The sequence below is a fragment of the Microbacterium sp. NPDC058062 genome, from assembly GCF_042885375.1.
GTDB lineage: Bacteria > Actinomycetota > Actinomycetes > Actinomycetales > Microbacteriaceae > Microbacterium > Microbacterium trichothecenolyticum_C.
Genome location: NZ_JBHVSC010000002.1, coordinates 682,164 through 706,297, shown reverse-complemented (window position 1 = coordinate 706,297; position 24,134 = coordinate 682,164). Strand labels below are relative to the sequence as shown.

The 24,134-nt window shown below is 69.9% G+C and carries 21 protein-coding genes; 12 read left to right on the top strand and 9 right to left on the bottom strand.

What is annotated here, in order from left to right; all coding sequences use genetic code 11:
• Positions 1–237 precede the first annotated feature (237 nt).
• A complete protein-coding gene (locus ACFVSU_RS08020) occupies positions 238–705 on the top strand; it encodes an SRPBCC family protein (RefSeq protein WP_387140558.1) in 468 nt (155 codons plus the stop codon).
• Between the two features lie 39 nt (positions 706–744).
• Positions 745–1,083: a sugar ABC transporter ATPase gene (locus ACFVSU_RS08015; RefSeq protein ID WP_387140555.1), complete on the top strand. Its 339-nt coding sequence runs from the start codon at positions 745–747 to the stop codon at positions 1,081–1,083.
• 91 nt (positions 1,084–1,174) lie between these two features.
• On the opposite strand, the gene ACFVSU_RS08010 is transcribed toward ACFVSU_RS08015, so the two are convergent.
• Positions 1,175–2,554 carry a permease prefix domain 1-containing protein gene (locus ACFVSU_RS08010; RefSeq protein WP_387140552.1) on the bottom strand — a complete coding sequence of 460 codons (1,380 nt, stop codon included), beginning with the start codon at positions 2,552–2,554 and terminating at the stop codon, positions 1,175–1,177.
• A 1-nt stretch (position 2,555) separates the two neighbouring features.
• Positions 2,556–2,930: a PadR family transcriptional regulator gene (locus ACFVSU_RS08005; protein WP_116196997.1), complete on the bottom strand. Its 375-nt coding sequence runs from the start codon at positions 2,928–2,930 to the stop codon at positions 2,556–2,558.
• Between the two features lie 180 nt (positions 2,931–3,110).
• Here ACFVSU_RS08005 and ACFVSU_RS08000 point away from each other — a divergent pair, with 180 nt between their 5' ends.
• Positions 3,111–3,863, top strand: a complete 753-nt coding sequence (locus ACFVSU_RS08000; RefSeq protein ID WP_387140546.1) for a DUF1684 domain-containing protein — start codon at positions 3,111–3,113, stop codon at positions 3,861–3,863.
• Between the two features lie 90 nt (positions 3,864–3,953).
• Complete coding sequence (locus ACFVSU_RS07995) at positions 3,954–4,991, top strand: potassium channel family protein (RefSeq protein WP_387140543.1); 1,038 nt, start codon at positions 3,954–3,956, stop codon at positions 4,989–4,991.
• Positions 4,992–4,999: 8 nt separating this feature from the next.
• Here ACFVSU_RS07995 and ACFVSU_RS07990 read toward each other — a convergent pair whose 3' ends face one another.
• A complete protein-coding gene (locus tag ACFVSU_RS07990; protein WP_387140540.1) occupies positions 5,000–6,010 on the bottom strand; it encodes a LacI family DNA-binding transcriptional regulator in 1,011 nt (336 codons plus the stop codon).
• A 160-nt stretch (positions 6,011–6,170) separates the two neighbouring features.
• Between ACFVSU_RS07990 and ACFVSU_RS07985 the strand changes: the two genes are divergently transcribed.
• The 4 genes from ACFVSU_RS07985 to rhaS all read left to right on the top strand — a co-directional run bounded on the left by ACFVSU_RS07985 (position 6,171) and on the right by rhaS (position 10,912).
• Entirely contained in the window at positions 6,171–7,712 is a 1,542-nt protein-coding gene (locus ACFVSU_RS07985; RefSeq protein WP_387140537.1) for a sugar ABC transporter ATP-binding protein, read from the top strand.
• Positions 7,709–8,746, top strand: coding sequence for an ABC transporter permease (locus ACFVSU_RS07980; RefSeq protein ID WP_387140534.1), 1,038 nt, complete (start codon positions 7,709–7,711; stop codon positions 8,744–8,746). Before ACFVSU_RS07985 ends, ACFVSU_RS07980 begins: the two co-directional genes overlap by 4 nt.
• Positions 8,743–9,801: an ABC transporter permease gene (locus ACFVSU_RS07975; protein WP_387140531.1), complete on the top strand. Its 1,059-nt coding sequence runs from the start codon at positions 8,743–8,745 to the stop codon at positions 9,799–9,801. The genes ACFVSU_RS07980 and ACFVSU_RS07975 overlap by 4 nt, the downstream gene beginning before the upstream one ends.
• A 64-nt stretch (positions 9,802–9,865) precedes the next feature.
• Positions 9,866–10,912 carry a rhamnose ABC transporter substrate-binding protein gene (rhaS, locus tag ACFVSU_RS07970; RefSeq protein ID WP_387140528.1) on the top strand — a complete coding sequence of 349 codons (1,047 nt, stop codon included), beginning with the start codon at positions 9,866–9,868 and terminating at the stop codon, positions 10,910–10,912.
• A gap of 75 nt (positions 10,913–10,987) precedes the next feature.
• Here rhaS and ACFVSU_RS07965 read toward each other — a convergent pair whose 3' ends face one another.
• Positions 10,988–12,235 (bottom strand): MFS transporter, encoded by a 1,248-nt coding sequence (locus ACFVSU_RS07965; protein ID WP_387141297.1) that lies wholly within the window; start codon positions 12,233–12,235, stop codon positions 10,988–10,990.
• Positions 12,236–12,379: 144 nt separating this feature from the next.
• Positions 12,380–13,369 (bottom strand): DUF5937 family protein, encoded by a 990-nt coding sequence (locus tag ACFVSU_RS07960; protein WP_387140525.1) that lies wholly within the window; start codon positions 13,367–13,369, stop codon positions 12,380–12,382.
• Between the two features lie 72 nt (positions 13,370–13,441).
• Here ACFVSU_RS07960 and ACFVSU_RS07955 point away from each other — a divergent pair, with 72 nt between their 5' ends.
• Positions 13,442–13,828 carry a cupin domain-containing protein gene (locus ACFVSU_RS07955; protein ID WP_387140522.1) on the top strand — a complete coding sequence of 129 codons (387 nt, stop codon included), beginning with the start codon at positions 13,442–13,444 and terminating at the stop codon, positions 13,826–13,828.
• Between the two features lie 11 nt (positions 13,829–13,839).
• Positions 13,840–14,130 carry a DUF4287 domain-containing protein gene (locus ACFVSU_RS07950; RefSeq protein WP_387140519.1) on the top strand — a complete coding sequence of 97 codons (291 nt, stop codon included), beginning with the start codon at positions 13,840–13,842 and terminating at the stop codon, positions 14,128–14,130.
• Position 14,131: 1 nt separating this feature from the next.
• On the opposite strand, the gene ACFVSU_RS07945 is transcribed toward ACFVSU_RS07950, so the two are convergent.
• From ACFVSU_RS07945 to ACFVSU_RS07930, 4 genes are all read right to left on the bottom strand, one after another.
• Entirely contained in the window at positions 14,132–16,078 is a 1,947-nt protein-coding gene (locus ACFVSU_RS07945) for a glycoside hydrolase family 127 protein (protein WP_387140516.1), read from the bottom strand.
• Complete coding sequence (locus tag ACFVSU_RS07940; protein ID WP_310285617.1) at positions 16,075–16,968, bottom strand: carbohydrate ABC transporter permease; 894 nt, start codon at positions 16,966–16,968, stop codon at positions 16,075–16,077. Before ACFVSU_RS07940 ends, ACFVSU_RS07945 begins: the two co-directional genes overlap by 4 nt.
• A 1-nt stretch (position 16,969) precedes the next feature.
• The gene (locus ACFVSU_RS07935; protein ID WP_310285615.1) at positions 16,970–17,893 is read right to left on the bottom strand and encodes a sugar ABC transporter permease; all 924 of its coding nucleotides are present in this window, start codon (positions 17,891–17,893) and stop codon (positions 16,970–16,972) included.
• Positions 17,894–17,986: 93 nt separating this feature from the next.
• Positions 17,987–19,285 carry an ABC transporter substrate-binding protein gene (locus ACFVSU_RS07930; protein ID WP_387140511.1) on the bottom strand — a complete coding sequence of 433 codons (1,299 nt, stop codon included), beginning with the start codon at positions 19,283–19,285 and terminating at the stop codon, positions 17,987–17,989.
• 184 nt (positions 19,286–19,469) lie between these two features.
• Between ACFVSU_RS07930 and ACFVSU_RS07925 the strand changes: the two genes are divergently transcribed.
• Together ACFVSU_RS07925 and ACFVSU_RS07920 are read left to right on the top strand one after the other, a co-directional pair.
• Positions 19,470–20,495, top strand: a complete 1,026-nt coding sequence (locus ACFVSU_RS07925) for a LacI family DNA-binding transcriptional regulator (RefSeq protein ID WP_310285610.1) — start codon at positions 19,470–19,472, stop codon at positions 20,493–20,495.
• A 226-nt stretch (positions 20,496–20,721) separates the two neighbouring features.
• Positions 20,722–24,060, top strand: coding sequence for a family 43 glycosylhydrolase (locus tag ACFVSU_RS07920; RefSeq protein ID WP_387140507.1), 3,339 nt, complete (start codon positions 20,722–20,724; stop codon positions 24,058–24,060).
• Positions 24,061–24,134 lie beyond the last annotated feature (74 nt).

Sequence of the window (24,134 nt, the reverse complement as noted above, 5' to 3'; positions counted from 1 at the left end):
GCGGATGCTGCGGGCCGCGGCATCCGTCCCCCATCAGGTGCTTCCGCCTCAACTGAGCCCGCAAGGAGCCCTGGCTTCGTTCGTCACGCATGTCCGCTCCACGGCGCGATCGGCGTACATCTGTGGCGAGCGAACGGACTAGAGGCGCTCTGTACCGGGCGCCCTGTCGTGAGTCAACCCCCGTGCGACGGGCGGAGGCGGTTCGTAGCGTGGCTGTTCCCGATGAGAGGAGCCGTCATGGCAACCAGCACGGTGACCGCAGAGACCGACGTGGACGCCCCGATCCGCGCGGTGTACGACCAGTGGACCCAGTTCGAGGAGTTCCCGCGCTTCATGTCGGCGGTGGAGCGCATCGACCAGCTCGGCGATCGGCGCCAGCACTGGGTCGTGAAGGTCGGCGGGGTCGAGCGCGAGTTCGACGCCACGATCACGGACCAGGTGCCCGACGACCACATCTCGTGGGCGAGTCAGGGCGAGGCCGTCCACAGCGGCCGGGTGAGCTTCCGGTCGCTCGGAGACCGCACGAAGGTCGCGCTCGAGATGACCTGGACGCCCGAGACCTTCACCGAGAAGACCGGCGCGGCGCTCGGCATCGACGAGCACGCGGTGAAGAAGGACCTCGAGCGGTTCAAGGACTTCATCGAGGAGCGCGGCCGCGAGACCGGCGGCTGGCGCGGCGAGATCCACGGCGACACGGCGCCCTGAGCGGCCGGATCGCCTGATCGATCGACGAGAGGATCCCCGATGTCCGACAACCTGCCCGCCGACATCCCGCACGCGCCCGACGGTCAGGTCGGGATGCAGCCGATGCGCGATCGCGACACGTCGATCGAGCCCGACCCCGAGCGTGATCCGGCCCAGGCCGACTGGGACCGCACGAACGCCCGCGATGCCGGCGCCCTCGGGGACGACGCCGCCACCGCGACCGGCGACGACCCGGCCCACCTCGCGTCCGACGAGGACGACGTGCCCCGGTCCGATCTCCCTCCGGAGGGGGCGCAGCCCGAGACGCAGGGGCTCCCGCCCGAGCTGGCCGACCAGGGTGAGACCGGCCAGGGAGACCTCGCTCCCGAGGACTACTGACTTCCGCACTTCGCGCAGCGGGGAAAGATGCGCGAAGGGGTGAGGAGAGGATGCCTCGGCCCGGCGATCGAGGGCCGGGCCGAGGCATCCGTCACGCGAACGCGAACACGGGCGGGAAGACCACCACGACGATCGCCGCCCACGCGAGGTAGACGGGCATGAAGCCGGTCTGCCAGCGCTCGAGACGCTCGTAAGGCGTACGTCGCATCGCGAACCGCAGCTGCAGCCAGGCCGCGCCCGCGAGGTTCGCCAGCAGGATGACGTTGAGCCCGAGCGAGGCGAGCTTGTTGGGGCTCGCGCCCCACTCGGCGATGCGCCCGATCATCGCGACGAGCACCATGATGTCGACGACGAGCGCCGCGACGACCATGACGAGCTGCATCCGGTCGAACCAGGAGGGCGGCGCCAGCGGATCCCGGGCCGAGAGGGCGTACAGCAGCAGGCCGACCACGACGACGAGCACGATGTCGAAGAGGATGAGCAGGTCCCGCTGTCCGAACATCTCGGTCGAGCTGTCGTCGATGAGGTTGCCCTGGATGAAGCCCGCGACGATGAAGGCGAGCAGCAGCAGAGTGAACAGCGGTGTGAAGAGCTTCGTGAGCACCGGGGCGATGTTCTCGATGACGCTCTGCTTCGCCTCGACCAGCCACGCGGCGATGATGATCGCGCCCGCGAGGCCGCACGGGATCATGACCTCTCCGACAAACCAGCCCGCGTCGAGGTCGATCGCGGCGAAGACCCCCATCGTGAGCGCGATGAGCACGCCGCCGCCCAGCGCGATGAGGGCGAGGTAGACCACCCACTCGCCGGTGAACCGGATGAAGTCCATGCGGGCGCGGCTCGACCTGACACGCCCGTTGACGTAGCCGATGCCGGTGACGAGCCACAGCACCACGACGAGATGCGTCGCCGCGAGCATCAGCGTCGCGCCGCCCGGGGCGAACGGGTAGACCGCCATCACGACGGCGGCCGCGACGAACGGCACCGCCACCACCGCGATGGTCGGGAGCGCGGCCTTCCGCCGCGTCAGGAAGTACGCCGCGAGGAAGGGCAGCACGAGCAGTGCGTACCAGCGGCCGTAGAAGTCGCCGTTCTCCGCGAACTGGATGCCGAACAGGGCCGGGATCTTCACCGCCAGCGCCGCACCCACCGCGAGTCCGACCGCGAGCAGCAGCCCGCCGCCGGTGCGTGGGGCGCGCGGCTCGTCCTGGAACATGAGCTGCTTCCAGAGTCGCTCGGAATGCTCGCGCGCGAACTCGCGCGAGAGGTCGTCGAGCCCGCCGAGCCGCTTCACCGCGACGAGGAACGCCTCGTCGCCGTCGAGCCCGGAGGCCTCGAGCCGGTCGATCTGGCCGCGCAGATGGTCTTCGAGTTCGTCGACGTCGCGGCCGTCTATCGCCTCCGGGCGCGAGACGTACGCGCGCCACGTCGAGATCTGGTCTTCGATGCGGGGGTCGAGGTCTTCGGTCATGTCAGGCCCCTCCGAACGCCGGGATGCCGGCGAAGTCGGTGCCGCCGTCGCGATCCGACCACACGCGCTGCAGCGCCCGGCTCACGACGGCCCACTGCTGCCGCTGCTCGGCGAACGCCGCACGGCCGGTCTGGCTGAGCCGGTAGTGCTTGCGGGGCCGCCCGCTGGGGGAGGCGCCCCACGACGACTCGACGTGCCCGAGGCGCTCGAGCCGGTGCAGCAGCGGGTACAGCATGCCGTCGCTCCACTCGAGCTCACCGCCCGACAGCTCGCCCACCCGCTGCAGGATCGCGTAGCCGTACGACTCGCCCTCCGCGAGGATGCCGAGCACCATCGGCGTCGCCGCCGCGGCGACCAGGTCCTTGCCGATCTTCACGTCGCCTCCATACCTAGAAGTCCTAGGTACATAGAAGTACAAGTTACCTAGAACCGCAAGGTATGCACCATGACGCCCCGTGACACCGCGCGTCGCCGCGGGTCGCACGGTGGGAATGCGGTCGCCCGCGCCGTGTTGGGATGGAAGGGCGAACCGCCCCTCCCCGGACGAAGGAATCGAATGACCCTCCCCGCGAGCACCCCCGACACCGTCACCGACGCGCGCTGGCGCGCCGTGTCGAGCGAGCACGGCATCGCCGCGCTGCGCCACACGCACTGGCTCGACACCGAGCCGCGCGCGTACGACGGGGCACCCGGGGTGTGGCGGGCGGTCGACGGCAAGGTCGTCGGCGCCGCGCTTCGCGTCGACGCACCCGCAGCTTCGGCCGACGACGTCGTGCTCGCTCCCGGCGAGCACCTCGATGTGGGAGGCGTCCGGCTGAAGGCGATCAGCCGCGAGGGCGCGCCGGCGCTGCGGGTGTTCGACCCCGAGACTCCCGGACGCACGCGGCTGCGCGGCATCCTGTCGTTCCCTCACGACGCTGCGTGGGCGCTGCCCGGGGTCTTCCGCCCGGCGGCCGAGGGCGAGATCAACGTCATCCGCAGCGTCGACGGCTACGAGCGCGAGGAGCCCGCAGTGGGCACGATCGCGCTCGAGGTCGACGGGTCGCCGTTCGAGCTCACGGTCACGGGCGATCCTGCAGAGGGTCTCAGCGCGGTCATCGCCGACGCCACAAGCAACGTGGACGCGTACCGGTTCCGGTTCCTCGAGATCGATGCGCCCGCCGCGGACGGCACCGTGACCGTGGACTTCAACCAGGCGTACCTGCCGCCGTGCGCGTTCAGCGACCACTACGTGTGCCCGCTCCCGCCCGCGAACAACCGCCTCGCCGTCCGTGTCGAGGCAGGGGAGCGAATCACCGAAATCGCGTGAGAGTGGTGCTCGCACCCCGGGCGCGGGTGCGAGCACAATGGGGCCACAGCCGGAGCGCGTCCGGCACTGCCCGACCCGAGGAGCCTCGCCATGGCCCGTTCCCTCTCCGAGATGCGCGAGCGGTCGCGCGACCGTGCCAAGGCGCGCGCCGCGCGATCCGAACTGAAGAACACCGCATACGAGATCTTCATCGGCGTGCTGTCGATCCTGTCGATCGGGAACCTCGTGTTCATGTACGTGATCGCGGGGGACACCGCCCTCGAGCTGGTGCTGTCGGTCATGAATGCGCTGTTCAGCGCGATCTTCCTCGGCGACTTCATCTACCGGATCTCGACCGCGCCGAAGGCGTCGCGCTACTTCTTCCGCGGCTTCGGCTGGGCGGATCTGCTGGCCAGCCTCCCGTTCCCGCAGTTCAAGATCCTGCGACTGTTCCGCCTGCTGCGGGTCTTCCGGCTGCTGCGCGAACTCGGCCCGCGGACCGTGTGGACCACCCTCATCCACGACCGCGCGAACAGCGCCCTCATGACGCTGCTGCTGATGGGCATCCTCGTACTGCAGTTCGGCAGCATCACGATCCTCTACGTCGAAGAGGACGCCGACGGCGCCAACATCACCTCGGCCTCCGACGCGCTCTGGTACACGATCGTCACGATCTCGACCGTCGGCTACGGCGACCAGTACCCGGTGACCAACGTCGGCCGCATGATCGGCACGCTCATCATCGTGGTCGGCGTCGGCATCTTCGGTACCTTCACCGGTTACCTCGCGAACCTCTTCCTCGGTCCGCGCAAGGCCGCCGAAGACGCGGAGACGGATGCTGAGACCCCCGCGACGACCGACGACACCACCGCCGCGCCGACCGAGGCCGCGGCGCCGTCGATCGCCGATCACGCCGCCAAGGGCGTGGCGGCCGGAGCGGTCGCGGGCGCCGTGAAGGCCGGGGCGGCCGCGGGGCAGGGAAGCGGCCCAGGAGCACCGATCGCGGGCACGCCGGAATCACCCGGACTCGAGCCCGAGGTCCGCGAGGCCGACCCCGAAGCCACGGTCGAGCGCCTGCGGGTGCTGCTCGCGCAGTCGGAGGAGACGATGGCCGAGATGCGCCGGCTCCTCGCCGACGCGACGCGGTAGCGGGTTAGTCAGCGGGGACGCGTCGAGGCCCGCACGACGAGCTCGGGCGGGAACACCGTCTGGCGCGCGATGCTGTCGGGGTCGGTGGCCTCCTCGAGCACGATCCGCAGCGCGGTGCGCCCGATCATCCGGCTCGGCTGGCGGATCGACGACAGCGGCACCGCGGCCGCGCCGGCGAATGAGATGTCGTCGAACCCGATGATGGCGATGTCGTCGGGCACCAGCATCCGTCCGTCCACGACGAGGGACTGGAGCAGGCCCAGGGCGAGCAAGTCGTTGGCGGCGAAGAGGGCGTCGGGCCAGTCGCGGCGCGGACGCGAGATGATGCGGGTGCCGGCAGCCACCCCCTCCTCCACGGTCATCGCGGAGGTCGCGACCACTTCGAGATCGACGTGGTCGCCGGCGTTCTCGGCGGCGACACGCGCGCCCGCGAGCCGGTCGTTCACCTGGCGGATGTCGAACGGGCCGCCGACGAACGCGATGCGGCGCCTGCCGCCCTCGATGAGATGCTCCACGGCAAGGCGCCCGCCCGCGACGCTGTCGACCGAGACCGACGAGAATCGGCCGTCGCCGCTGAAGCGGTCGACGAGGACGGCCGCGATGCCGCGCTCGCGCAGCCGCTCCAGTCGCTTCGTCACGTCTCCGTACGGTGCGATGAGAAGTCCCCGCACCTGCTGCTCCTCGAAGAGATCGAGGTAGAGGCTCTCGCGGCGGTGGTCCTCGTCGGTGTTGCCGTAGAGGATCGCGATGCCATGGCGGGTGGCTTCGTCCTCGGCCCCGCGCACGACGTCGTTGTAGAACGGGTTCTGCCCGTCCAGCACGACGAAGCCGACCGTGGTGCTGACGCCCGCGCGCAGCTTGCGAGCCGCATCGTTGCGCACATAGCCCAGCTCCTCGATCGCCCGCGTGACGCGGTCCGCGGACTCCGCGGAGACCTCGCCGGGGCGATTCAGGACGTTCGACACCGTGCCGACCGAGACCCCCGCGCGCTGCGCGACATCACGGATGCTCACCGGCACGGCTGGTCTCCACTTCGTCGTCGGACTCTGGTCACGATTCGGTCACCGTCACCGAGTGACTTGACCGCATTCGGCTCTGAACTTTAGAGTAGCCTGAACTTCACCTGAATCGATTCAGGAAGATTCAGAAATCTCAATTCACCTCGATGAGGAGGATGCCGTGGCAGCCGATGTCGCACCCGCCGCGCCACCCGCGCCCCCGCCCCCGCCCGCGCTCGAGCTCCGGCGCGTGGTCAAGTCCTTCGGCCCCGTGGTCGCGCTGCGCTCGGGGAGCCTGACGCTCGACGCCGGATCGATCCATGCGCTCATCGGCGAGAACGGCGCCGGCAAGTCGACGCTCGTGAAGATCGTCGCCGGGCTCTACCGCCGCGATGCGGGCGAGTTCCTGCTCGACGGCGAGTCGGTCGACTTCTCCAGCACGGCGCAGTCGAAGGCGGCGGGCATCGCCGTCATCTACCAGGAGCCGACGCTGTTCCCCGACCTGTCGGTGACCGAGAACATCTTCATGGGCCGCCAGCCCACGAACCGCATCGGCCGCATCGACCGCAAGGCGATGCGCACCGAGGCCGTGGAGATCTTCCAGCGCCTCGGCGTCTCGCTCGACCCCGATCGGGTCACCGAGGGCCTGTCGATCGCCGACCAGCAGATCATCGAGATCGCGAAGGCCATCTCGCTGGACGCCCGCGTTCTGATCATGGACGAGCCGACGGCGGCGCTGTCGGGCGTCGAGGTCGAGCGCCTGTTCGCCGTGGCGCGGAGCCTGCGCGACGAGGGTCGGGCGCTGCTGTTCATCTCGCACCGCTTCGACGAGGTGTTCGCGCTGTGCGACACCGTCACCGTGATGCGCGACGGCTCGTACATCGACACCACGCCGATCGCCGACACCACGGTCGACGAGCTGGTCCGTCAGATGGTCGGCCGCGACGTCACCGAGCTGTTCCCGAAGCTGCCCTCCGAGGTGGGGGACACCGTGCTCGAGGTGCGGGGCCTCACCCGCAAGGGCGTCTTCCGCGACATCTCGTTCGACCTCCGTGCCGGCGAGATCGTCGGACTCGCGGGGCTGGTCGGGGCCGGGCGTTCGGAAGTGGCCCGTGCCGTGTTCGGTGTCGACGCGTACGAGTCGGGCACCGTGAAGCTCCTCGGCGCGGCCCTGCCCAAGGGCAACCCGCGCCTGGCGACGGCACGCGGACTCGCGCTCGTGCCCGAGGACCGCCGCAAGCAGGGGCTGGTGCTCGATGACGGCGTCTCGCGCAACATCACCCTCGCCATCCGCTCGAAGCTGGCCAAGTGGGGCCTCATCTGGGGCGGCCTCGAGAACCGCGCCGCGCAGCTGTGGGCCAGCCGCCTCGAAGTGAAGACCGCGGCGCTCGACGCCGAGACCGGCACGCTGTCGGGCGGCAACCAGCAGAAGGTGGTGCTCGGCAAGTGGCTCGCCACAGAGCCGCAGGTGCTCATCGTCGACGAGCCCACACGCGGCATCGACGTCGGAACGAAGGCCGAGGTGCACCGCCTGCTCAGCCAGCTCGCACAGCAGGGCAAGGCCATCCTCATGATCTCGTCCGAACTCCCGGAGGTGCTCGGCATGGCCGACCGTGTCCTGGTCATGCGCGAAGGGCGCCTCACCGGCGAGTTCTCGCGTGTGGAAGCGACTCCCGAAGCCGTCATGTTCGCGGCGACCGCGGATGCGGAGGCTGCCCGATGAGCACCACCACGGCCCCCGTCGCGCCCGGCACGAGCGCGGCGTCGAAGCTCGTCCGCCATCTCGCGACCGCGCGTGAGACGGGCATCCTCATCGCCCTCCTCGTCGTCGTCATCGCGGCCACGATCGCGAACCCGAGCTTCCTGTTCTCCTCCGACGGGTTCCGCGACCTGCTGCTCACGCCGTCGCTGCTGCTGCTGGTCGCGGTCGGATCGGCCGTGGTCATCATCACGCGCAACGTCGACCTGTCGGTGGGCTCGATCGTGGGCCTGTCGGCCTACCTGACGGGGCGGCTGTTCATCGACGTGCCCGGCATCCCGATCATCGGGGTCTTCGTCGGCGGCGTGCTGCTGGGCGGTCTGCTCGGCGCGATCAACGGCGCGCTCGTCGCCTTCGCCCGCGTCCCCGCCCTCGTCATCACGCTCGGCACGATGTACATCTACCGCGGCATCAACGTGGCGTGGACCGGCAGCGACCGCATCAACGCCTCGGACCTTCCCCGCGACTTCCGCGGGCTCGGCACGGACTCGATCCTCGGCATCCCGATCCTCACGATCATCGCCGTCGTCGTGCTGGTGGTGGCCGCCTGGTACCTGCGCAACATCCGCGGCGGTCGCGAGTTCTACGCGATCGGGTCCGATCCCGCCGCCGCGCACCTGTACGGCCTCAAGGTCAACCGCCGTGTCATCACCGCGTTCGTGGTGTCGGGCGCACTCTCCGGCCTCGCCGGCGTGCTGTACGCCGCCCGCTACGGGACGGTCAGCTCCGCGGCCGGGTTCGGCTGGGAGCTGCAGGCGATCGGTGCGGCCGTGATCGGCGGCGTGGCGATCTCGGGCGGTGTCGGCACCGTCTGGGGCGCCGCGATCGGCGCATTCCTGCTGCTCACCATCAACCGGGCGCTGCCGATCCTCGGCATCGACGACTTCTGGCAGCGCGCCGTGGTCGGCGTGCTGATCCTCGGCGCCATCGTGCTCGACCGGGTGCTCGCGGTCCGCCAGCACCGACGACTCATCGCACAACGGGAGGAGACGAGATGACTACTTTGACGGATGCCGCGCCCACGCGCGTGTACAAGGCCCACACCCGTCCCGCCTGGCGGCGCGTGCTCATCACCCGCGAAGCCGCGATCATCGCCATCCTGCTGCTCGTCATCGTCGTGGCGCTCGCCACGGTGCGCAACTTCGACAGCCCCCTCACGGTCACCTATCTGCTGCGCGACATCGCGCCGATCCTGCTGATCGCGCTGCCGATGACGCTCATCATCATCACCGAGGAGATCGACCTCTCGGTGGCATCGATCGTGGGTCTGTCGAGCGTGATGACCGGCATCCTCACCCAGGCCGGGCTGCCGTTCCCCGCCGCGGCGATCATCGCGATCCTGGTGGGCACGCTGGCCGGGGTGGTCAACGGCTTCCTCATCACGGTCGTCGGGCTTCCCTCGCTGGCGGTGACCATCGGCACCCTGGCGCTGTTCCGCGGCATCGCGGTCGGCCTCCTGGGCACCACGGCGATCACCGAGTTCCCCGAGGAGTGGACCGACCTCGCCAAGGCGAACATCCCGGGCACGCCGATCCCGATGATCATGATCCCGTTCGTGGTGCTCGCGCTGATCTTCGCTGTGCTGCTGCACTTCACGCCGTTCGGTCGCTCGCTGTACGCGATCGGTCTGAACAAGGAAGCGGCGCACTTCTCCGGCATCGACGTGGGCCGCACGAAGTTCCTGCTCTTCGTCCTCTCGGGCGCGGTGTCCGGCTTCGCGGGCGTGTACTTCACGCTGCTGTACTCCAACGCGCGCGGCGACAACGCGATGGGCATGGAGCTCCAGGTCATCGCCGCCGTCCTCCTCGGCGGGGTCTCCATCTTCGGCGGCCGCGGCGCCCTCCACGGCGTCATCGCCGGCGTGCTCCTGATCGGGGTGCTCGGCTCGGCCCTGCGCCTGGCCGGCGTCACCAGCGACGTCATCAACATCATCACGGGTGTGCTCCTCATCCTCTCCGTGGTGTCTTCCAGCCTCCTCGCCTGGCTGCAGCGCCGACGCGCCGCCGCCATCGGGAAGAGAAAAGGGCGGGGCGAGACGACCGACGTCTCGTAGCCACCTCCAAACCACCACCTCGCAGCACTGCACCAGGCACCTGCAATCAGGAAGGGAAACAAAGATGTTCGGACTTCAGCGCAAGGGTCGCATGGCCCTCGCGGCGGCCGCGCTCACTGTGGGCGTGGCACTCGTCGCGACGGGCTGCTCGGGAGGCAGCGGCGGCGACGGCGGCTCGACCGAGGGCGGCGGCGACGCCAACCTGTCGATCACCATGCTGCCGAAGAACCTCGGCAACCCGTACTTCGACACCTCGACCAAGGGCGCCACCGCGGCGGCGGACGAATTCGGCGGCACGATCGACGAGGTCGGCCCGTCCGAGGCGTCGCCGACGTCGCAGGTGCAGTACATCCAGACCGCCGCCCAGCAGGGCGCCGGCGGCCTGATCGTGTCGGCGAACGACCCCGAGGCCATCTGCGACGCGCTGAACGAGGCGCGCGACGCGGGGGTGAAGGTCGTCACCTTCGACTCCGACACCAACGCGGACTGCCGTGACCTGTTCATCAACCAGGCCACCGCCGAGGGCATCGCCAAGGTGCAGGTCGACCTGATCGCCGAGCAGATCGGCGACGCCGGTCAGATCGCCATCCTGTCCGCCTCGGCCAACGCGACGAACCAGAACGCGTGGATCGAGACGATGAAGGAGCTGCTCGCGAGCGACCACCCGAACATCGAGCTGGTCGAGGTCGCGTACGGCGACGACGACGACCAGACGTCGTTCGACAAGACCGCGGCACTCCTGCAGACGTACCCCGAGCTCAAGGGCATCATCTCGCCGACGACGGTGGGCATCGCCGCCGCGGCCCGCTACCTGTCGACCTCGGAGTACAAGGGCAAGGTCGCGCTGACCGGTCTCGGCACCCCGAACCAGATGCGCGAGTACGTCGAGGACGGCACCGTCACCTCGTTCGCGCTGTGGAACCCGGAGGACCTCGGCTACCTCGCCGCGTGGGCCACGCAGGCCCTCATCACCGGTGAGATCACCGGCGAGGAAGGCGACACCTTCGACGCCGGCAAGCTCGGCTCCTACGAGGTCGGCGCCGACGGCGTCGTGCTCCTCGGCGAGCCCTACGTGTTCGACGCGGACAACATCGGCGACTTCGACTTCTGATCCGCCGCTGAGCACGAACGCCCGGTCCCGCATCCGCGGGGCCGGGCGTTCCGCGTCGCGCGGTGGTCGCGAGGCTCAGTGGCGCGAGGCCACCGCGTTCCAGATGCCGGCGCCGAGTACGACGGACGCGGCGAGCAGGGGCGCGACGAGTGCGGTGCCGGCTCCGGTCGCGTCGGCGACGAGACCCGTGAGAGCGGATGCTGCGGACTGGCCGACGACGATGGCAGAGCCGAGCATCGTCATCACGGTGGCGGAACGGCCACGCGGACTGAAGGCGGCGGCGAGGCTGTACTGGGAGACGAGTGTGGGACCGATGCCGACGCCGATCACGAGGAGGCAGATCGCGATCGCGCCGATGCTGTCGACGAACGGCAGCGCGACGGTGCCCGCGACCAGGATCGACGCGAACGTCAGCCACCGCGCGCGCAGCGTGAAGCGCGCCGGGAACAGTGCCACGCCGAGGGCGAGCGCCGCCGAGCCGATGCCCATCGCCCCGTAGACCAGTCCGGCCTGCTCGGGCACGCCGCGCTCGGCCATGAAGGCCGTCAGCGAAGTGAGCATCGCGCCGAAGAACAGGCCCATGCCCAGCGCACCGACGACGGGGGCGAGCACGCGCGGACGGAACAGCTCGCGCACAGGCGCCTGCTCCGGCCTCACTGATCCCGCCGATGCGGTCGCGGTCTGCGCCGTGGGGTGCAGCGCGAACGCGCTCACGAAGATCAGGCCGAGCACGGCCGCGCCGATCACCGGCGCGGCGGGGTTGAGAGTGGTCGCGAGCAGGCCCACGATCACCGGGCCGAAGACGAATACGATCTCGTCCGCCGCGGACTCGTACGCCATCGCACCGTTCACGACGGGCGTCCGGCGCTCCTTCGGGTACGCCCGGCCGATGATGCCGACGAGGCGGCTGCGCGAGAGCGGTGCGACCTGGGGCATGGTCGCGCCGATGAAGAACGCGACGGCGAGGAGCGCAGCATCCGGAACCGGCGCGAAAGCCAACCACGCCATCGTCGCGAGCATCACGCTGTTCGCCGCGCCCGCGATCAGCAGCACGCGGCGCTGGCCGAAGCGATCGGCGGCCGCTCCGAGCAACGGACCGACGAGGGCGGTTCCGAGGCCGGTCATGGCGCTCGTTGCGCCGCCGAGCGCGAGCGACCCGCGTGCGGAGACGACGAGCGTCAGGATGCCGACCACCATCATCGCGAAAGGCAGACGCGCGATCAGCGCGATGGGGAAGTAGGCGTATCCCGCCTCGCGGATGAGGCTCGGGCGCCGGACGGCGGCGCGCGCAGCGGTGTCGGTCTCGACGAGTGTCGTGTGCATCTTGCTCCTGGCCATGCGCCGAGGGTCGGCGGCTGTTGGTGCCGCCTTGTGCGCAGCCGGGAGCCGCAGACAGGTAGATGCACATCGAAATGGGCACGGCCAGTCTACCGTGGCCCACCTGGGCAGGGCCTGGCCGTGGTCTGGTCAGAGCACGGCGCCGACCATCGCCTCGCCGAGCGGGGTGCGCCGGTGCAGCACCCGGGCGCCGTCGCGCGCGCTGGCGACCAGGCCCGCATCCCGCAGCACGGTGAGATGGTGCGAGGCGGTCGAGATCGCGACGGCCGTGTCGCGCGCGACCTGCGAGGTCGTGCGCGGTTCGTGCGCGTCGAGGAGGATGCGCGCGCGTGCGGGTCCGAGCAGCGCGCCGAGCGCCGCCGCCACGTCGGCGGGATCCCTGGCCCACGTGGCAGTCACCCCCTGCGCCGGGTAGAAGAGCGTCGGCTGCGCCGGCGGTTCGGTGAGGACGAAGCATCCCGTGGCACCCATCACCGACGGCACGAGCACGAGGCCGCTGCCACGGCAGTCGACCACCTCGCTCCAGATGCGCATCGTGACGCGCACGGCTCCGTCCGACCACGCCACGCGGTCGTGCAGGCCCTGGATCATCGCGCCGATGCCGCTCTCGGCGATGCGTCGCGAGCGCACCGCGATGTCGGCGCGCAGCAGCCGCTCGAGCTGCGTCCATACCGGGGCGACGCCGGAGTTCCACACCGACAGCCACGCCTCGGCGATCATCGCCCGGGCGCGGTCGGGCTGCTCGAGCATCCGCTGCACCGCCGCGCGGCGCGCGCCGTCGGTGCGGACGAGCACCTTGGCCATGTCGACCTCGAAGCGCTCGTCGTCGATGTCGCGCAGGCGGGCGGCCTCCGCCTCGGGGGTGAGCTCCCACGTCGGGGTGGTGGTCAGGAAGTCGGGGAAGTAGCCCTCGTCGCGGATCAGCAGCGCGAGCACCTCGAAGTCGTCGCGCGGGATCGCACCGCGGGTCGCCCGCATCCATCCCCATTGCAGCGGGTACTCCTCGGGCCGGAGCATCGCGCGCACCGCGTGGCAGAGCTCGTGGCCGGGCGAGATCCCGAACCGGATCGCCGTGAGGTCGTCCGGCGCCAGCTGGAAGTCGACGAACTTTCGATCCACATCGAAACTATAGGGGCCGCGCACGGCGGCGAGCAGGGTGGGATCACGCAGACCGACAGGACGGAGCATCTCATGAGCATCGCGATCCCCGACATCGTCCCGGCCGCCGACACCCGCGTCGGCACCGGGACCCTGCGCCGCTTCATCGGCGCCGAGCACGGCGCCGGCGTGTCGTACTTCTTCGTCGACAACGAGCCCGGACAGGGCCCCGACATCCACCGTCACCCCTATCCCGAGACGTGGGTGCTCCTCGAGGGCGAAGCGCGCATCACGATCGACGGCGAGACACTGCACGCGGTCGCCGGAGACACGGCGACCGCGCCGGCGGGGGCGTGGCACGGCTTCAAGAACTGCGGCGCCGGGCGGCTGCGGGTGCTGTGCATCCACGCCTCCGACCGCATCATCCAGGAGTGGCAGGATGCTCCTGGAGTACTCGACATCCCGTCCACCGGCAGCTGAGGAGATCACACATGTCGTTCCAGGCATACCTCGACAACATCGAGTCGAAGACCGGCCTCACGCCGCGTCAGCTCATCGAGAAGGCGCACGAGAAGGGGTTCGACGAGAACACCAAGGCGACGCCGATCGTCGAGTGGCTCGCGGCCGATTACGGTCTCGGCCGCGGCCACGCGATGGCCATCGTGCACGTCGTCACCAAGGGTCCGCAGATCAGCGACAAGCACGTGGGCACCGACACCACCCACTCCGACCCGTCGAACACGCTGTGGCTCGACGGCAAGGCGACGAACCCCAACCCCTGACTCAGGTGGCGGCGGGGATCCACACACGCATCGTCGAGGGTCCTCGCTCGGCCCACTCGTGATACGGCACGAGTGGCACCGATAGGGATGCTGCGCCCCCGAGCCCGTCACCGGGCTCGCCGTAGGGCCAGCCGGCGTCGCTCTCGCGGTGCCGCACGACATCGATCCACACGCGGCCGTCGCGCTCGACGGGCGCGGCGCCGGGCGCCAGTGCGACCTGGGCCACGTCGTCGACGCCGGCGGCGGCGAGATCCACCGATTCGAGGGCGAACACCTCCGGGCCGCGCTCGATGACGAGGCATCCGCGCACGGCGTCGATGCGCTCGTCGGGAGCGGTCAGCCGGGGTGCCATGGGCAGCTCGAGCTCGACCACGTCTCCCGCCCGGAAGGCCCGTCGCACCTCGACGGCGCCGGGCGCGGCGTCCGACTCGGCGGCGGCAACGCCGTTCGTGGGAACGACCCGCAGGCGCGCACCGTCGGCCCACGCGGGTACGCGGAGTGTGAGCGTCCATTCGGCGTCGGGCGCAGCATCCGTCACGATCACCCGGACGAGCCCCGACACCGGGTAGTCCGTCTCGACATCGAACGCGATCACACGACCGTCGGGCAGCGTGGTGCGAACGGACGCCGGGGCGTACTGCTGCAGCTGCACCCCCTCGTCGTCGGCCGTCGCGAGGTACGTGTCGAGGCTCGCCAGTGTGCGGGCGACGTTCGGCGGGCAGCACGACACCTCGAACCACGGCGCGCGCAGCGACGACGAGGCGCGCGGCGACGTCGTCTCGGGGTCGGCGGGGATGCCGGGCACGCGCTGGTGCAGCGTGTTCGCGTAGAAGAACGCCCGGCCGTCGGGTGCGGGCGAGGTGGCGACGACGTTGTAGAGCGTGCGCTCGATGAGGTCGGCGTGGCGGGGGTCCGCCCCGGCCAGCAGCAGCCGCCACGAGAACATGATCGATCCGACGCCCGCACAGGTCTCGGAGTACGCGCGGTCGGCGGGCAGCTCCCAGTCCTCGCCGAACGCCTCGTCCTGGTGGTGGGAGCCCTGGCCGCCCGTGACGTAGGTGCGGCGCGCGACGGTGCGGTCCCACTGGCGGCGCAGCGCTTCGAGCAGCTGGTCGTCGCCGGTGTCGATCGCCACGTCGGCGGCACCGGCTGCGAGGTAGTTCGCCCGCACGGCGTGGCCGCGCAGCGCCTCGGCGTCGCGGACCGCGACGTCGTCCTGGTAGTACTTGCGTCCCCATTCGATGTCGCGCAGGGTGCCCCGGCCGTGCCGTTCGACGAACAGGCGCGCCTGCTCGAGGTAGCGGTCGTCGCCCGTGACGCGGGCGAGCTCGGCGAGGCCGACCTCGACGACCGCGTGGCCGCAGATCGCGTCGCGCCCGTCGGCGCCGAACTCGCGGCACACCATGTCGGCCGCGCGCCGCGCCACCTCGAGGAGCCCGTCGTCGGCCCCCGGCCGCGTGCGCTCCCGGGCGACGGCCGCCTGGAAGAGGTGGCCGAGGCAGTACAGCTCGTGCCCCCACTCGAGGTCGGACCACCGCGCGCCCTGACCGGGGCGGCCGAACCGCGTGTTGAGGTACCCGTCGGCCTCCTGCGCGGCGGCGACGCGACTCACGACCTCGCGGAAGCGCGCCTCCAGCGCGGCGTCGTCGGTGCGGCCGATCTCCCACGCGAGGCCCTCGAGGTACTTGTAGACCTCCGAGTCCGAGAACTCGCGGCCGCGGCGTCCCTCGGCGAGCCCGCCCGACACGGCGAGATCGAAGTTGGGGAGCCATCCCTCGGATTCGAGGCGGGCGCCGATGTGCCGCAGCGTGCCGGCGGCGTTGACCGACTGCCGGTCGCCCCAGAAGCCGCCGGTGATGCGGACCTCGTTCTGGCCCAGCGGGCGCAGGCGTCCCCTCGACGGGGCGACGGGCGCCTGAGGTGCGGTGGTGGTGATCTGCATGGTCATCCCTTGAAGGCTCCCGACATGAATCCGCGGACATAGTGGCGCTGGAGCACCAGGAACAGGACGACGCACGGCAGCGCGAGCACGACGACTCCCGCCTCCGTCGCGCCGTAGTCGATGACGCCCATCACCTGGCCGCGGAGGTTCGCGACCGCCAGGGGGAGCGTCATCCGGTTGGTGTCGGTGATGAGGATGAGGGGCGCGATGAAGTCGTTCCACGCCGTGAGGAAGGCGAACAGTCCCACCGTGATGAGTCCGGGCTTGACGGCCGGCAGCAGCACGCGCCAGAGCGCCGAGAAGCTGTTGCAGCCGTCGACGAGCGCCGCCTCATCCATCTCCTTGGGGATCGACTCGAACGAGATGCGCATCATGAACATCGAGAACGGCAGCTGGAACATGGTGAGCACCAGCGCCACGCCGACCAGCGAGTTGTTGAGGCCGATCGCGTTCAGGATCACGTACAGCGGAATCAGCAGCGTCGCGTACGGCACCATCAGGATCGCGAGCACCAGGAGGAACAGCAGATTCTTGCCGGGGAACGAGAAGCGCGCGAACGCGTAGCCGCCGAGGAACGATGTCACGAGCGTCAGGACCACGGTCAGCAGCGAGACGAACAGCGAGTTCCCGAGGTAGACCCAGATGCCCGCCTGGAAGTTCGCCAGCGACTCGTAGTTGCCGAAACCCCAGCCGTCGGTCTGGGCGGAGCCCGCCTGGGGACTGAACGACGACACGGCGGTCCACACGAGCGGGTACAGGAAGATGATCGCGAGCGCGCCGGTGAAGACGACGTACGGGATGCCGTAGACGAGGCGCCCGCGCGGACGACCTGTCCGCGTCCCCCGATAGTCCGGCGCCACGATGGTGCGCGTCGAGGTGGTGTCTGTGAGGGTCATATCAGCCCTCCTCGGGCTTGCGGAACGCGCGCAGCTGCACGACGTTGATGACGATGAGGGCCAGCAGCACGATCACCGACAGTGCGGCGGCGATTCCGAGGTCGTTCTTCCCCTGGAAGGCCACGTTGTAGATCAGCTGGACGATGGTCATGGTGCTGTTGTCGGGTCCGCCCTTGGTGAGGATGTAGAACTGGTCGAACGCCAGCAGCGACCCGGTCACGCACAGGACGATCGTCAGGGCGAAGGTGGGGCGCAGCAGCGGCACGGTGATGTGCCGGAAGGTCTGCCAGCGCGAGGCGCCGTCGATGCGGGCGGCCTCGAAGACGTCGTCGGGGATGCCCTGCAGGCCGACCAGCATGAGCAGCATGTAGAAGCCCGCGTACCGCCACACGATGAGGAACACCGTCGACCACAGCGCACCCTCCGGTGTGCCGAGGAAGGTGAAGCCCCACGTCTCCATGAGATCGGCGAACGGGCCGGCGAACGGCGAGTAGAGCACGTAGAAGAGGAGGGATGCCGAGGCCAGGCCGAGCGCGCTCGGGATGAGGAACGACGTGCGCAGGAAGCCCTTCCACGCGCTCGACTCCTGCACGAGGAGGGCGAGGCCGAGGCCGAGGCCGATCAGCAGCACGGTCGTGATGATCGTGTACTTGAGCGTGAACCAGATCGAGTCCCAGAACAGCCGGAGGTCCACGGCATCCGCGTAGTTCTCGGGGAAGTTCCAGCCCTGGTTGCCGCGCAGGAGCGGCCAGTCCGACCCCGACATCTGGAGTACCAGCAGCAGCGGGATGAGGAACAGGGCGACCACGAACAGCGCCGTCGGCAGGGCGTAGAGCCACCCTTGGACGGGGCCGCCGAGGGCGCTCCGGCTCTGGCGGTTCGCGCGCGGTGCTCGCGCGCGGCGCGCAGTGGTCGTGAAAGCCACGTCAGTCCTTCGTTCGGGGCTTGGGGAGAAGGTGGGGGAGAGAGAGCGGGGCGCATCGCTCGGTCGGTGCCGGCGATGCGCCCCGCCGGTGGATCACTCGCCGAGGACGGCGGTGATCTCGTCGTTGTCGGCGTCGACCGTGTCGGTGCCTTCGAGCACGGCGTTGCGCACGAGGGTCAGCCACGGGCTTCCCGGCGCGTTGAACGCCTGCTGGAACTGCAGTGCGACGGGGGTGTCGCCCTCACCGGCGACCTCGTTGATCGTCACCAAACGCGGGTCCTCCGAGGAGTACTCGTTGTTGGCGAGGTCGGAGCGGGAGACCGCGTTGCCGTCCTTCGCGAGCACCTGCACCTGCGCGTCGTCCGACATCATCCAGGAGAGGAAGTTCCACGCCTGAGCCGAGAGCTTCGAGTCCTTCGAGATGCCGATGCCGTCGCCGCCGACGAACGTCGATGCGCCGCCGTCGACACCGGGAAGGCCCGCCACGCCGGCGTCGAACTCGAGGCCCGACAGGAGGGTCGCGGGGTACGGCATGATGCCGACCTTGCCCTCCTGGAACCCGGCGACCCAGGTCGGTCCGGTCTCATCGGCCGAGCCGGGAGCCACGGCGCCTGCGTCGTAGAGCTCCTTCCACGTGGAGTAGACCTCCTGCGCGGCCTCGCTGTTGAGCAGCGACTCGGTGCCCTCTTCGTTCATCACCTGGTCGCCCGAGGCCCAGACGCTCGGGAACCACGTGAAGACGAGGCATCCGCCGCAGTTGAGGCCTGCGGACGTGCCGGAGACGCCGTCCTTGCCGAGAGCCTGGATGGCCTGCGCGGCTTCGGAGAACTCGGCGAGGGTCTCGGGGGCCTTCTCGGGGTCGAGCCCCGCCTCGGCGAACAGCTCCTTGTTCCACATCAGCATCGACAGGTCGAGGACGAAGGGCAGCACGTGCTCCTGCCCCTCGTAGGTGCCGGCCGACAGGTGGCCCTTGTTGATCGAGTCCTTGTAGTCCAGGCTGTCGATCTGGTCGGTGATGTCGGCGAACAGGCCCTGCTCGACCCAGTTGGGGACGTACACGATGTCGGCGGCGAACAGGTCGGGCAGCCCGCTCGCACCGGCGGCGGCGCCGACCTTCGCGACGTAGTCGTCGTTGGGGACGACGGTCAGCTCGACCTGGTTCTTGTGGCTCTCGTTGTACGCGTCGACCAGAAGGTTCGCCTGGCGCTCCATCGGCGCGCGCGTCCACAGCGTCAGGGTCGAGCCGTCGTCGACTCCTTCAGCGGGAATGGATGCGGCGGGTTCGGGGCTGTCGCCGCCTCCGGCGCAGGCGGCGAGGCCCCCGATGAGGGCTCCCGCCGTGACGAGGACGGTGGCCGTCCGCAGTGCGGCACGACGTCGGGTGGTGATCATGCAACTGTCTCCTCTGGCTCTTCTTCGAGCGGATGACGCTGGACGGGTCGGCATCGCTGCGAGTGGGTGCAATGGACGAAAACCGAAATCGGCGAAATCCATTTCGAGCAAGCTATCGTGGCGATTGCGAGACCGTCAAGTATGGTCTTCGATAACGTTTGAGCACCCGAAAGGAAGGTGACTCGTGGCAACGAGCGAAAACGGGTCGCGCGCCGCGACGCTGAGCGATGTGGCTCGGCGCGCGGGAGTGTCGATCGCGACGGCGTCGAAGGCGCTCAACAACCGCGACGACGTCGCCGTCGCGACGCGGCAGCGCGTCCTGCGCGCGGCCGACGAGTTGTCGTTCACCCCCAATGCGATGGCCAAGGGACTGCTCGCCGGCCGCACCGGCACCGTCGGGCTTCTCACCAGCGACCTCGAGGGCCGCTTCATGATCCCGATCCTGATGGGCGCCGAAGACGCGTTCGGGGCGGGGCAGATCAACGTGTTCCTGTGCGATGCGCGCGGCGACGCCATCCGCGAGCAGCACCATCTCAAGGCCCTGCTGAGCCGTCGCGTCGACGGGATCATCGTCGTCGGGAGGCAGACCGATCCCCGCCCGTCCCTCGGGCAGGACCTCCCGGTCCCGGTCGTGTACGCGTATGCGCCGTCCGACGACCCGCGCGACCTCTCACTGACTCCCGACAACTACGCCGGCGGGCGCCTCGCCGTCGAGCACCTGATCGCCTGCGGGCGATCCCGCATCGCCGTCATCACGGGCGACCCCGCCTACGCGGCAGCGCAGGACCGCGTCGCGGGAGCTCGTGCCGGGCTGGCGGCGGCAGGGCTGGAGCTCGTGGGCGAGCCGATGTTCTCGGAATGGACGGAGCACTGGGGCCGGGATGCCGCGGCGATCCTGCTGCAGCGGCACCCCGACGTCGATGCGATCTTCTGCGGATCCGACCAGATCGCGCGCGGGGCGCTGGACACCGCGCGCGACCTGGGACGCAGCGTGCCCGACGACCTCGCGGTGATCGGCTACGACAACTGGGAGGTGCTCGCGACCAATTCGCGGCCTCAGCTCACGAGCATCGACGCGAACCTGCAGCAGCTCGGACGCCAGGCCGCGCAACGGGTTTTCGACGCCATCGACGGCGTGAACATCGGCCAGGGAAGCCATCACCTTCCGGTGCGGCTCGTGATCCGGGGATCGACGATCCCGCGTCGATGACGCAGTGCGTCGTCGAGGACGGCGCGTAGTTTCGAAATTCTCGAAAACGATTGCGCTGGCGCGTAGGTCACTGCCAAACTGCCCCTCACGCGGGATTTCAGCGTCGAGAACACCAATTGTGAGCGCCAACATCGCTGCTGTGGTGTCAACCGGTTTCGGTGCTCGTCGAGTCGCTGTCGCGTACCCGGCCGAGACCAGCCGCTGACGAAACAAAGGTGATTCACGAATGAACGACCACGTCCTGGCGCGGGCAGCGGTGGCGACAGCCGCCGCTGTCGCGCTGATCCTCGCAGGCGGCGCCGCACCGGCATCCGCCGCCGACGCCCCACCACCGACGCGCACCATCACATCCGCCGGCAACCCGATCATCGCCGACGGGTCCCTGTACACCGCCGACGCCGCACCTCTCGTGGGGGCGGACGGGCGGCTGTACATCTACACCGGCCACGACGAGGCGTCGGCGCAGCAGGCGGGGTTCGCGATGCGCGACTACGCGGTGCTCGCGACCGACGACGTGGCATCGGGCGAATGGGACGTCTACCAGAACGCCCTCGACCCGGACGCGGTGTTCTCGTGGGCCTCGGGCAACGCGGCCTACGCCGGTCACGCGGTGCTGGGCGGTGACGGCAAGTACTACTGGTACGTGCCGGTGGAGTCGAAGGACACGACCCAGGCCAACCGCATGGCGATCGGCGTCGCCGTCTCCGACTCGCCGGTCGGGCCATGGACCGACGCGATCGGGGCGCCGCTGGTGAAGTGGTCCGACGTGTTCGGCTCGAGCACCAACGGCCAGGAGGTGATCGACCCGCACGTGTTCACGGACACGGACGGCACCGTCTACCTCTACTGGGGCTCCTGGAGTGTCGCGCGCGTCGTGAAGCTCACCTCCTCGATGACCGCGCTCGACGGCGCGATCTCGACGATGTCGGGTCTCACCTCGTTCTACGAGGCGCCGTGGGTGTTCAAGAAGAACGGGCTGTACTACCTGCTCTACGACTGGAAGCAGGGCGGCAGCGCCTGCACACCGTCGAACTACCAGGCGTGCATCGGGTACGCGACGTCGACGAGCCCCACGGGGCCGTGGAACTACCAGGGCATCATCCTGTCGGGCACGTCTGCGACGACCGTGCACCCGTCGCTCATCGACTTCAAGGGCAAGTCGTACCTGACCTACCACACCAAGGATGCGGTGGGCGGTGGGCACTTCCGCCGGTCCGTCGCGATCGACGAGGTCCAGTGGGACGGCGCGAAGATCCTGCCCGTCACGCAGACCCTCGCGAAGGATCCGAAGCGGATCCCGTCGGCCAACCTCGCGCTCGACGCGCAGGTGAAGGCGTCCTTCACCGAGCAGCCCCCGATGCGGACCACCGCGGTCAATGACGGATTCCGCGCCACGACGGCGCTCCTGCCGCCCGACCAGTGGGGCAACTACCGGGGAACGACGAGCGCCAACGAGACCGACTGGCTCTCGTACCAGTGGACGGCGCCGGTGCGCACCGGCTCGGCCGGCATCCAGTTCCACCAGGACTCCAACTGGATCCGTCCGCCCGCCTCGTGGAAGCTCGAATACCTCGACGCCGCGGGGGACTGGCGACCGGTCGAGAACGCGACGTACCCGACGACGGTCAACACGTGGCTGACGGTGAACTTCACGCCGGTGACCACGACGGCGCTGCGCGCGACGTTCGCCGGCCGTGCCAGCGGCGCGTACTTCAACTCCGTGTCGGTTTCGGAGTGGGAGGTCTACGCTCGCGAGGCCGCGGTGCCCGCACCCGTCGCGGTGCACACCAAGCCCGCAGTCGCACCGGTGCTCCCCGCCGCTGTGCGGATCACGGTCGACGGCGCGCAGCAGTGGGCGCCGGTCAACTGGCTGCCGGTGAAGGCGTCCGACTACGCAGAGGCGGGCACGTTCACGGCGACCGGCCGCGCGCTCGGTGTCGCCGCGGGTCTGGTCCAGGCGGATGTCACCGTCAGCTCGGACGACCCGCCCGCGCCGCCGGCGGACCACGATGCCCCGACCGTCACGCTGGCGGCCTCCGGGACGTCGGGTGCTGACGGCTGGTTCGCCTCGAACGTCACGCTGCGCGCCTCGGCCGAGGATGCGGTCGACTACCTCACCACGGTGTCGACCCGCATCGGCGCCGGCGCCTGGACGGCGACGCCGAACGTGCGCTTCGCCGAGGTCACGGTGACCGCAGAGGGCACGAGCACCGTCGCCGCCCGCGCCGAGGACTCGTCGGGCAACGTGTCGAGCGAGGTGAGCCGCACCGTCAAGATCGACAAGACGGCTCCGACCGCGAACGCCGCGCTCGACGCGGCCGCGCGCACGGTGTCGATCTCCGCGACCGACGCCGGATCCGGCGTGGCCGCGATCGAGTATCGCTTCGACGGCGCCGGGGCATGGGTTGCGGCGACGGCGGGCGCGGCGATCGCCGCACCCGACGGGCTGCCGCACCAGCTCACCTACCGCGTGCGCGACATCGCCGGCAACACGGCGAACGGCACGGTGACCATTCCCAAGGACCCGAACGCTCAGCTCACGGGCAACATCTCGTCGTATGCGACGGCCACCGCCTCGTTCACGAGCGGCTGGGAGAACGTCAACGGTCTCAAGGACGGCACCAACGCGCCGTTCGAGAACGCGGCGGCCAAGTACGCGACGAGTTGGGGGACCTGGCCGCAGGCCGGCCAGCAGACCGCACGGCTGACGTGGTCGTTCTCGGTCGACGTCGACTCGGTGGGTGTGTGGTGGTACCGCGACAGCCCCGATACCGCGAACGCCGGCATGATCCCGCCCAAGAGCTGGGTGCTGCAGTACCTCGACGCCGACGGCACGACGTGGCGTGACGTCACTCTCGACGCCGGGCAGTCGTACGGTCGCACCGGCAGCGGATTCGACCGCGTCGACTTCGCCCCGGTGAAGACGACGGCGCTGCGGATCGTGTCGCAGTCCTGGGGTGCCGCGGAGGGTGGCGGATCGACCGGCATCCGCGAGTGGCAGGTCATCGCCGCGGCACCTGCCGCGACGCCCGCGATCGAGGTGCCGGCCACCGCTGTCGCGGCGGGGTCCGAGTTCCCGGTGACGCTGACCGGCGGCATCCCGAACGTGGACTACGCCGTGACGCTCGAACCGGGCGGGATCGCTCTCGGGACGCTGCACACCGATGGCAGCGGCGCGGGCTCGCTCACGGCGGCGCTCCGCACGGACCTCGCCGCGGGGGAGTACACGGTGCGCGTCGCCCGCGGTGACGTCACGATCGAGAAGAAGATCACGGTGGCCCTGCCCGCGCTGCAGGTCGAGGCCTCAGCGACTCCTCGCTGTGTCGCGGGGAAGGTGCAGCTGGTGACCGTAGTGAAGAACGTCAGCGGCACGGCGCTCCAGGTCGACGTGTCTTCGACGTACGGGTCGAAGTCGCTCGCCGTGCAGCCGGGCAAGTCGGCGTCGGTGGCCTTCGCCACGCGCTCCGCGTCGGTCGCCGGCGGCGCGATCGCCGTCGCCGCCGCTGCGGAAGATGGACGCACGGCGCAGGTGGAGGCAGCCTTCTCGGCCATCACCTGTCAGTGAGCGCTCGCGCTGAGCGCGCGAGCTCGTGAACGGTGCGGCGTCCCAGACTCGGAGGATCCGGGTCTGGGATGCCG

What these genes read in the sequence shown, in the direction of transcription:
- ACFVSU_RS08020 (WP_387140558.1), top strand. Translation starts at nt 238, where the DNA reads ATGGCAACCAGCACGGTGACCGCAGAGACCGACGTGGACGCCCCGATC.
- ACFVSU_RS08015 (WP_387140555.1), top strand. Translation starts at nt 745, where the DNA reads ATGTCCGACAACCTGCCCGCCGACATCCCGCACGCGCCCGACGGTCAG.
- ACFVSU_RS08010 (WP_387140552.1), bottom strand. Translation starts at nt 2,554, where the DNA reads ATGACCGAAGACCTCGACCCCCGCATCGAAGACCAGATCTCGACGTGG.
- ACFVSU_RS08000 (WP_387140546.1), top strand. Translation starts at nt 3,111, where the DNA reads ATGACCCTCCCCGCGAGCACCCCCGACACCGTCACCGACGCGCGCTGG.
- ACFVSU_RS07995 (WP_387140543.1), top strand. Translation starts at nt 3,954, where the DNA reads ATGGCCCGTTCCCTCTCCGAGATGCGCGAGCGGTCGCGCGACCGTGCC.
- ACFVSU_RS07980 (WP_387140534.1), top strand. Translation starts at nt 7,709, where the DNA reads ATGAGCACCACCACGGCCCCCGTCGCGCCCGGCACGAGCGCGGCGTCG.
- ACFVSU_RS07975 (WP_387140531.1), top strand. Translation starts at nt 8,743, where the DNA reads ATGACTACTTTGACGGATGCCGCGCCCACGCGCGTGTACAAGGCCCAC.
- rhaS (WP_387140528.1), top strand. Translation starts at nt 9,866, where the DNA reads ATGTTCGGACTTCAGCGCAAGGGTCGCATGGCCCTCGCGGCGGCCGCG.
- ACFVSU_RS07965 (WP_387141297.1), bottom strand. Translation starts at nt 12,235, where the DNA reads ATGCACACGACACTCGTCGAGACCGACACCGCTGCGCGCGCCGCCGTC.
- ACFVSU_RS07955 (WP_387140522.1), top strand. Translation starts at nt 13,442, where the DNA reads ATGAGCATCGCGATCCCCGACATCGTCCCGGCCGCCGACACCCGCGTC.
- ACFVSU_RS07950 (WP_387140519.1), top strand. Translation starts at nt 13,840, where the DNA reads ATGTCGTTCCAGGCATACCTCGACAACATCGAGTCGAAGACCGGCCTC.
- ACFVSU_RS07945 (WP_387140516.1), bottom strand. Translation starts at nt 16,078, where the DNA reads ATGACCATGCAGATCACCACCACCGCACCTCAGGCGCCCGTCGCCCCG.
- ACFVSU_RS07940 (WP_310285617.1), bottom strand. Translation starts at nt 16,968, where the DNA reads ATGACCCTCACAGACACCACCTCGACGCGCACCATCGTGGCGCCGGAC.
- ACFVSU_RS07930 (WP_387140511.1), bottom strand. Translation starts at nt 19,285, where the DNA reads ATGATCACCACCCGACGTCGTGCCGCACTGCGGACGGCCACCGTCCTC.
- ACFVSU_RS07920 (WP_387140507.1), top strand. Translation starts at nt 20,722, where the DNA reads ATGAACGACCACGTCCTGGCGCGGGCAGCGGTGGCGACAGCCGCCGCT.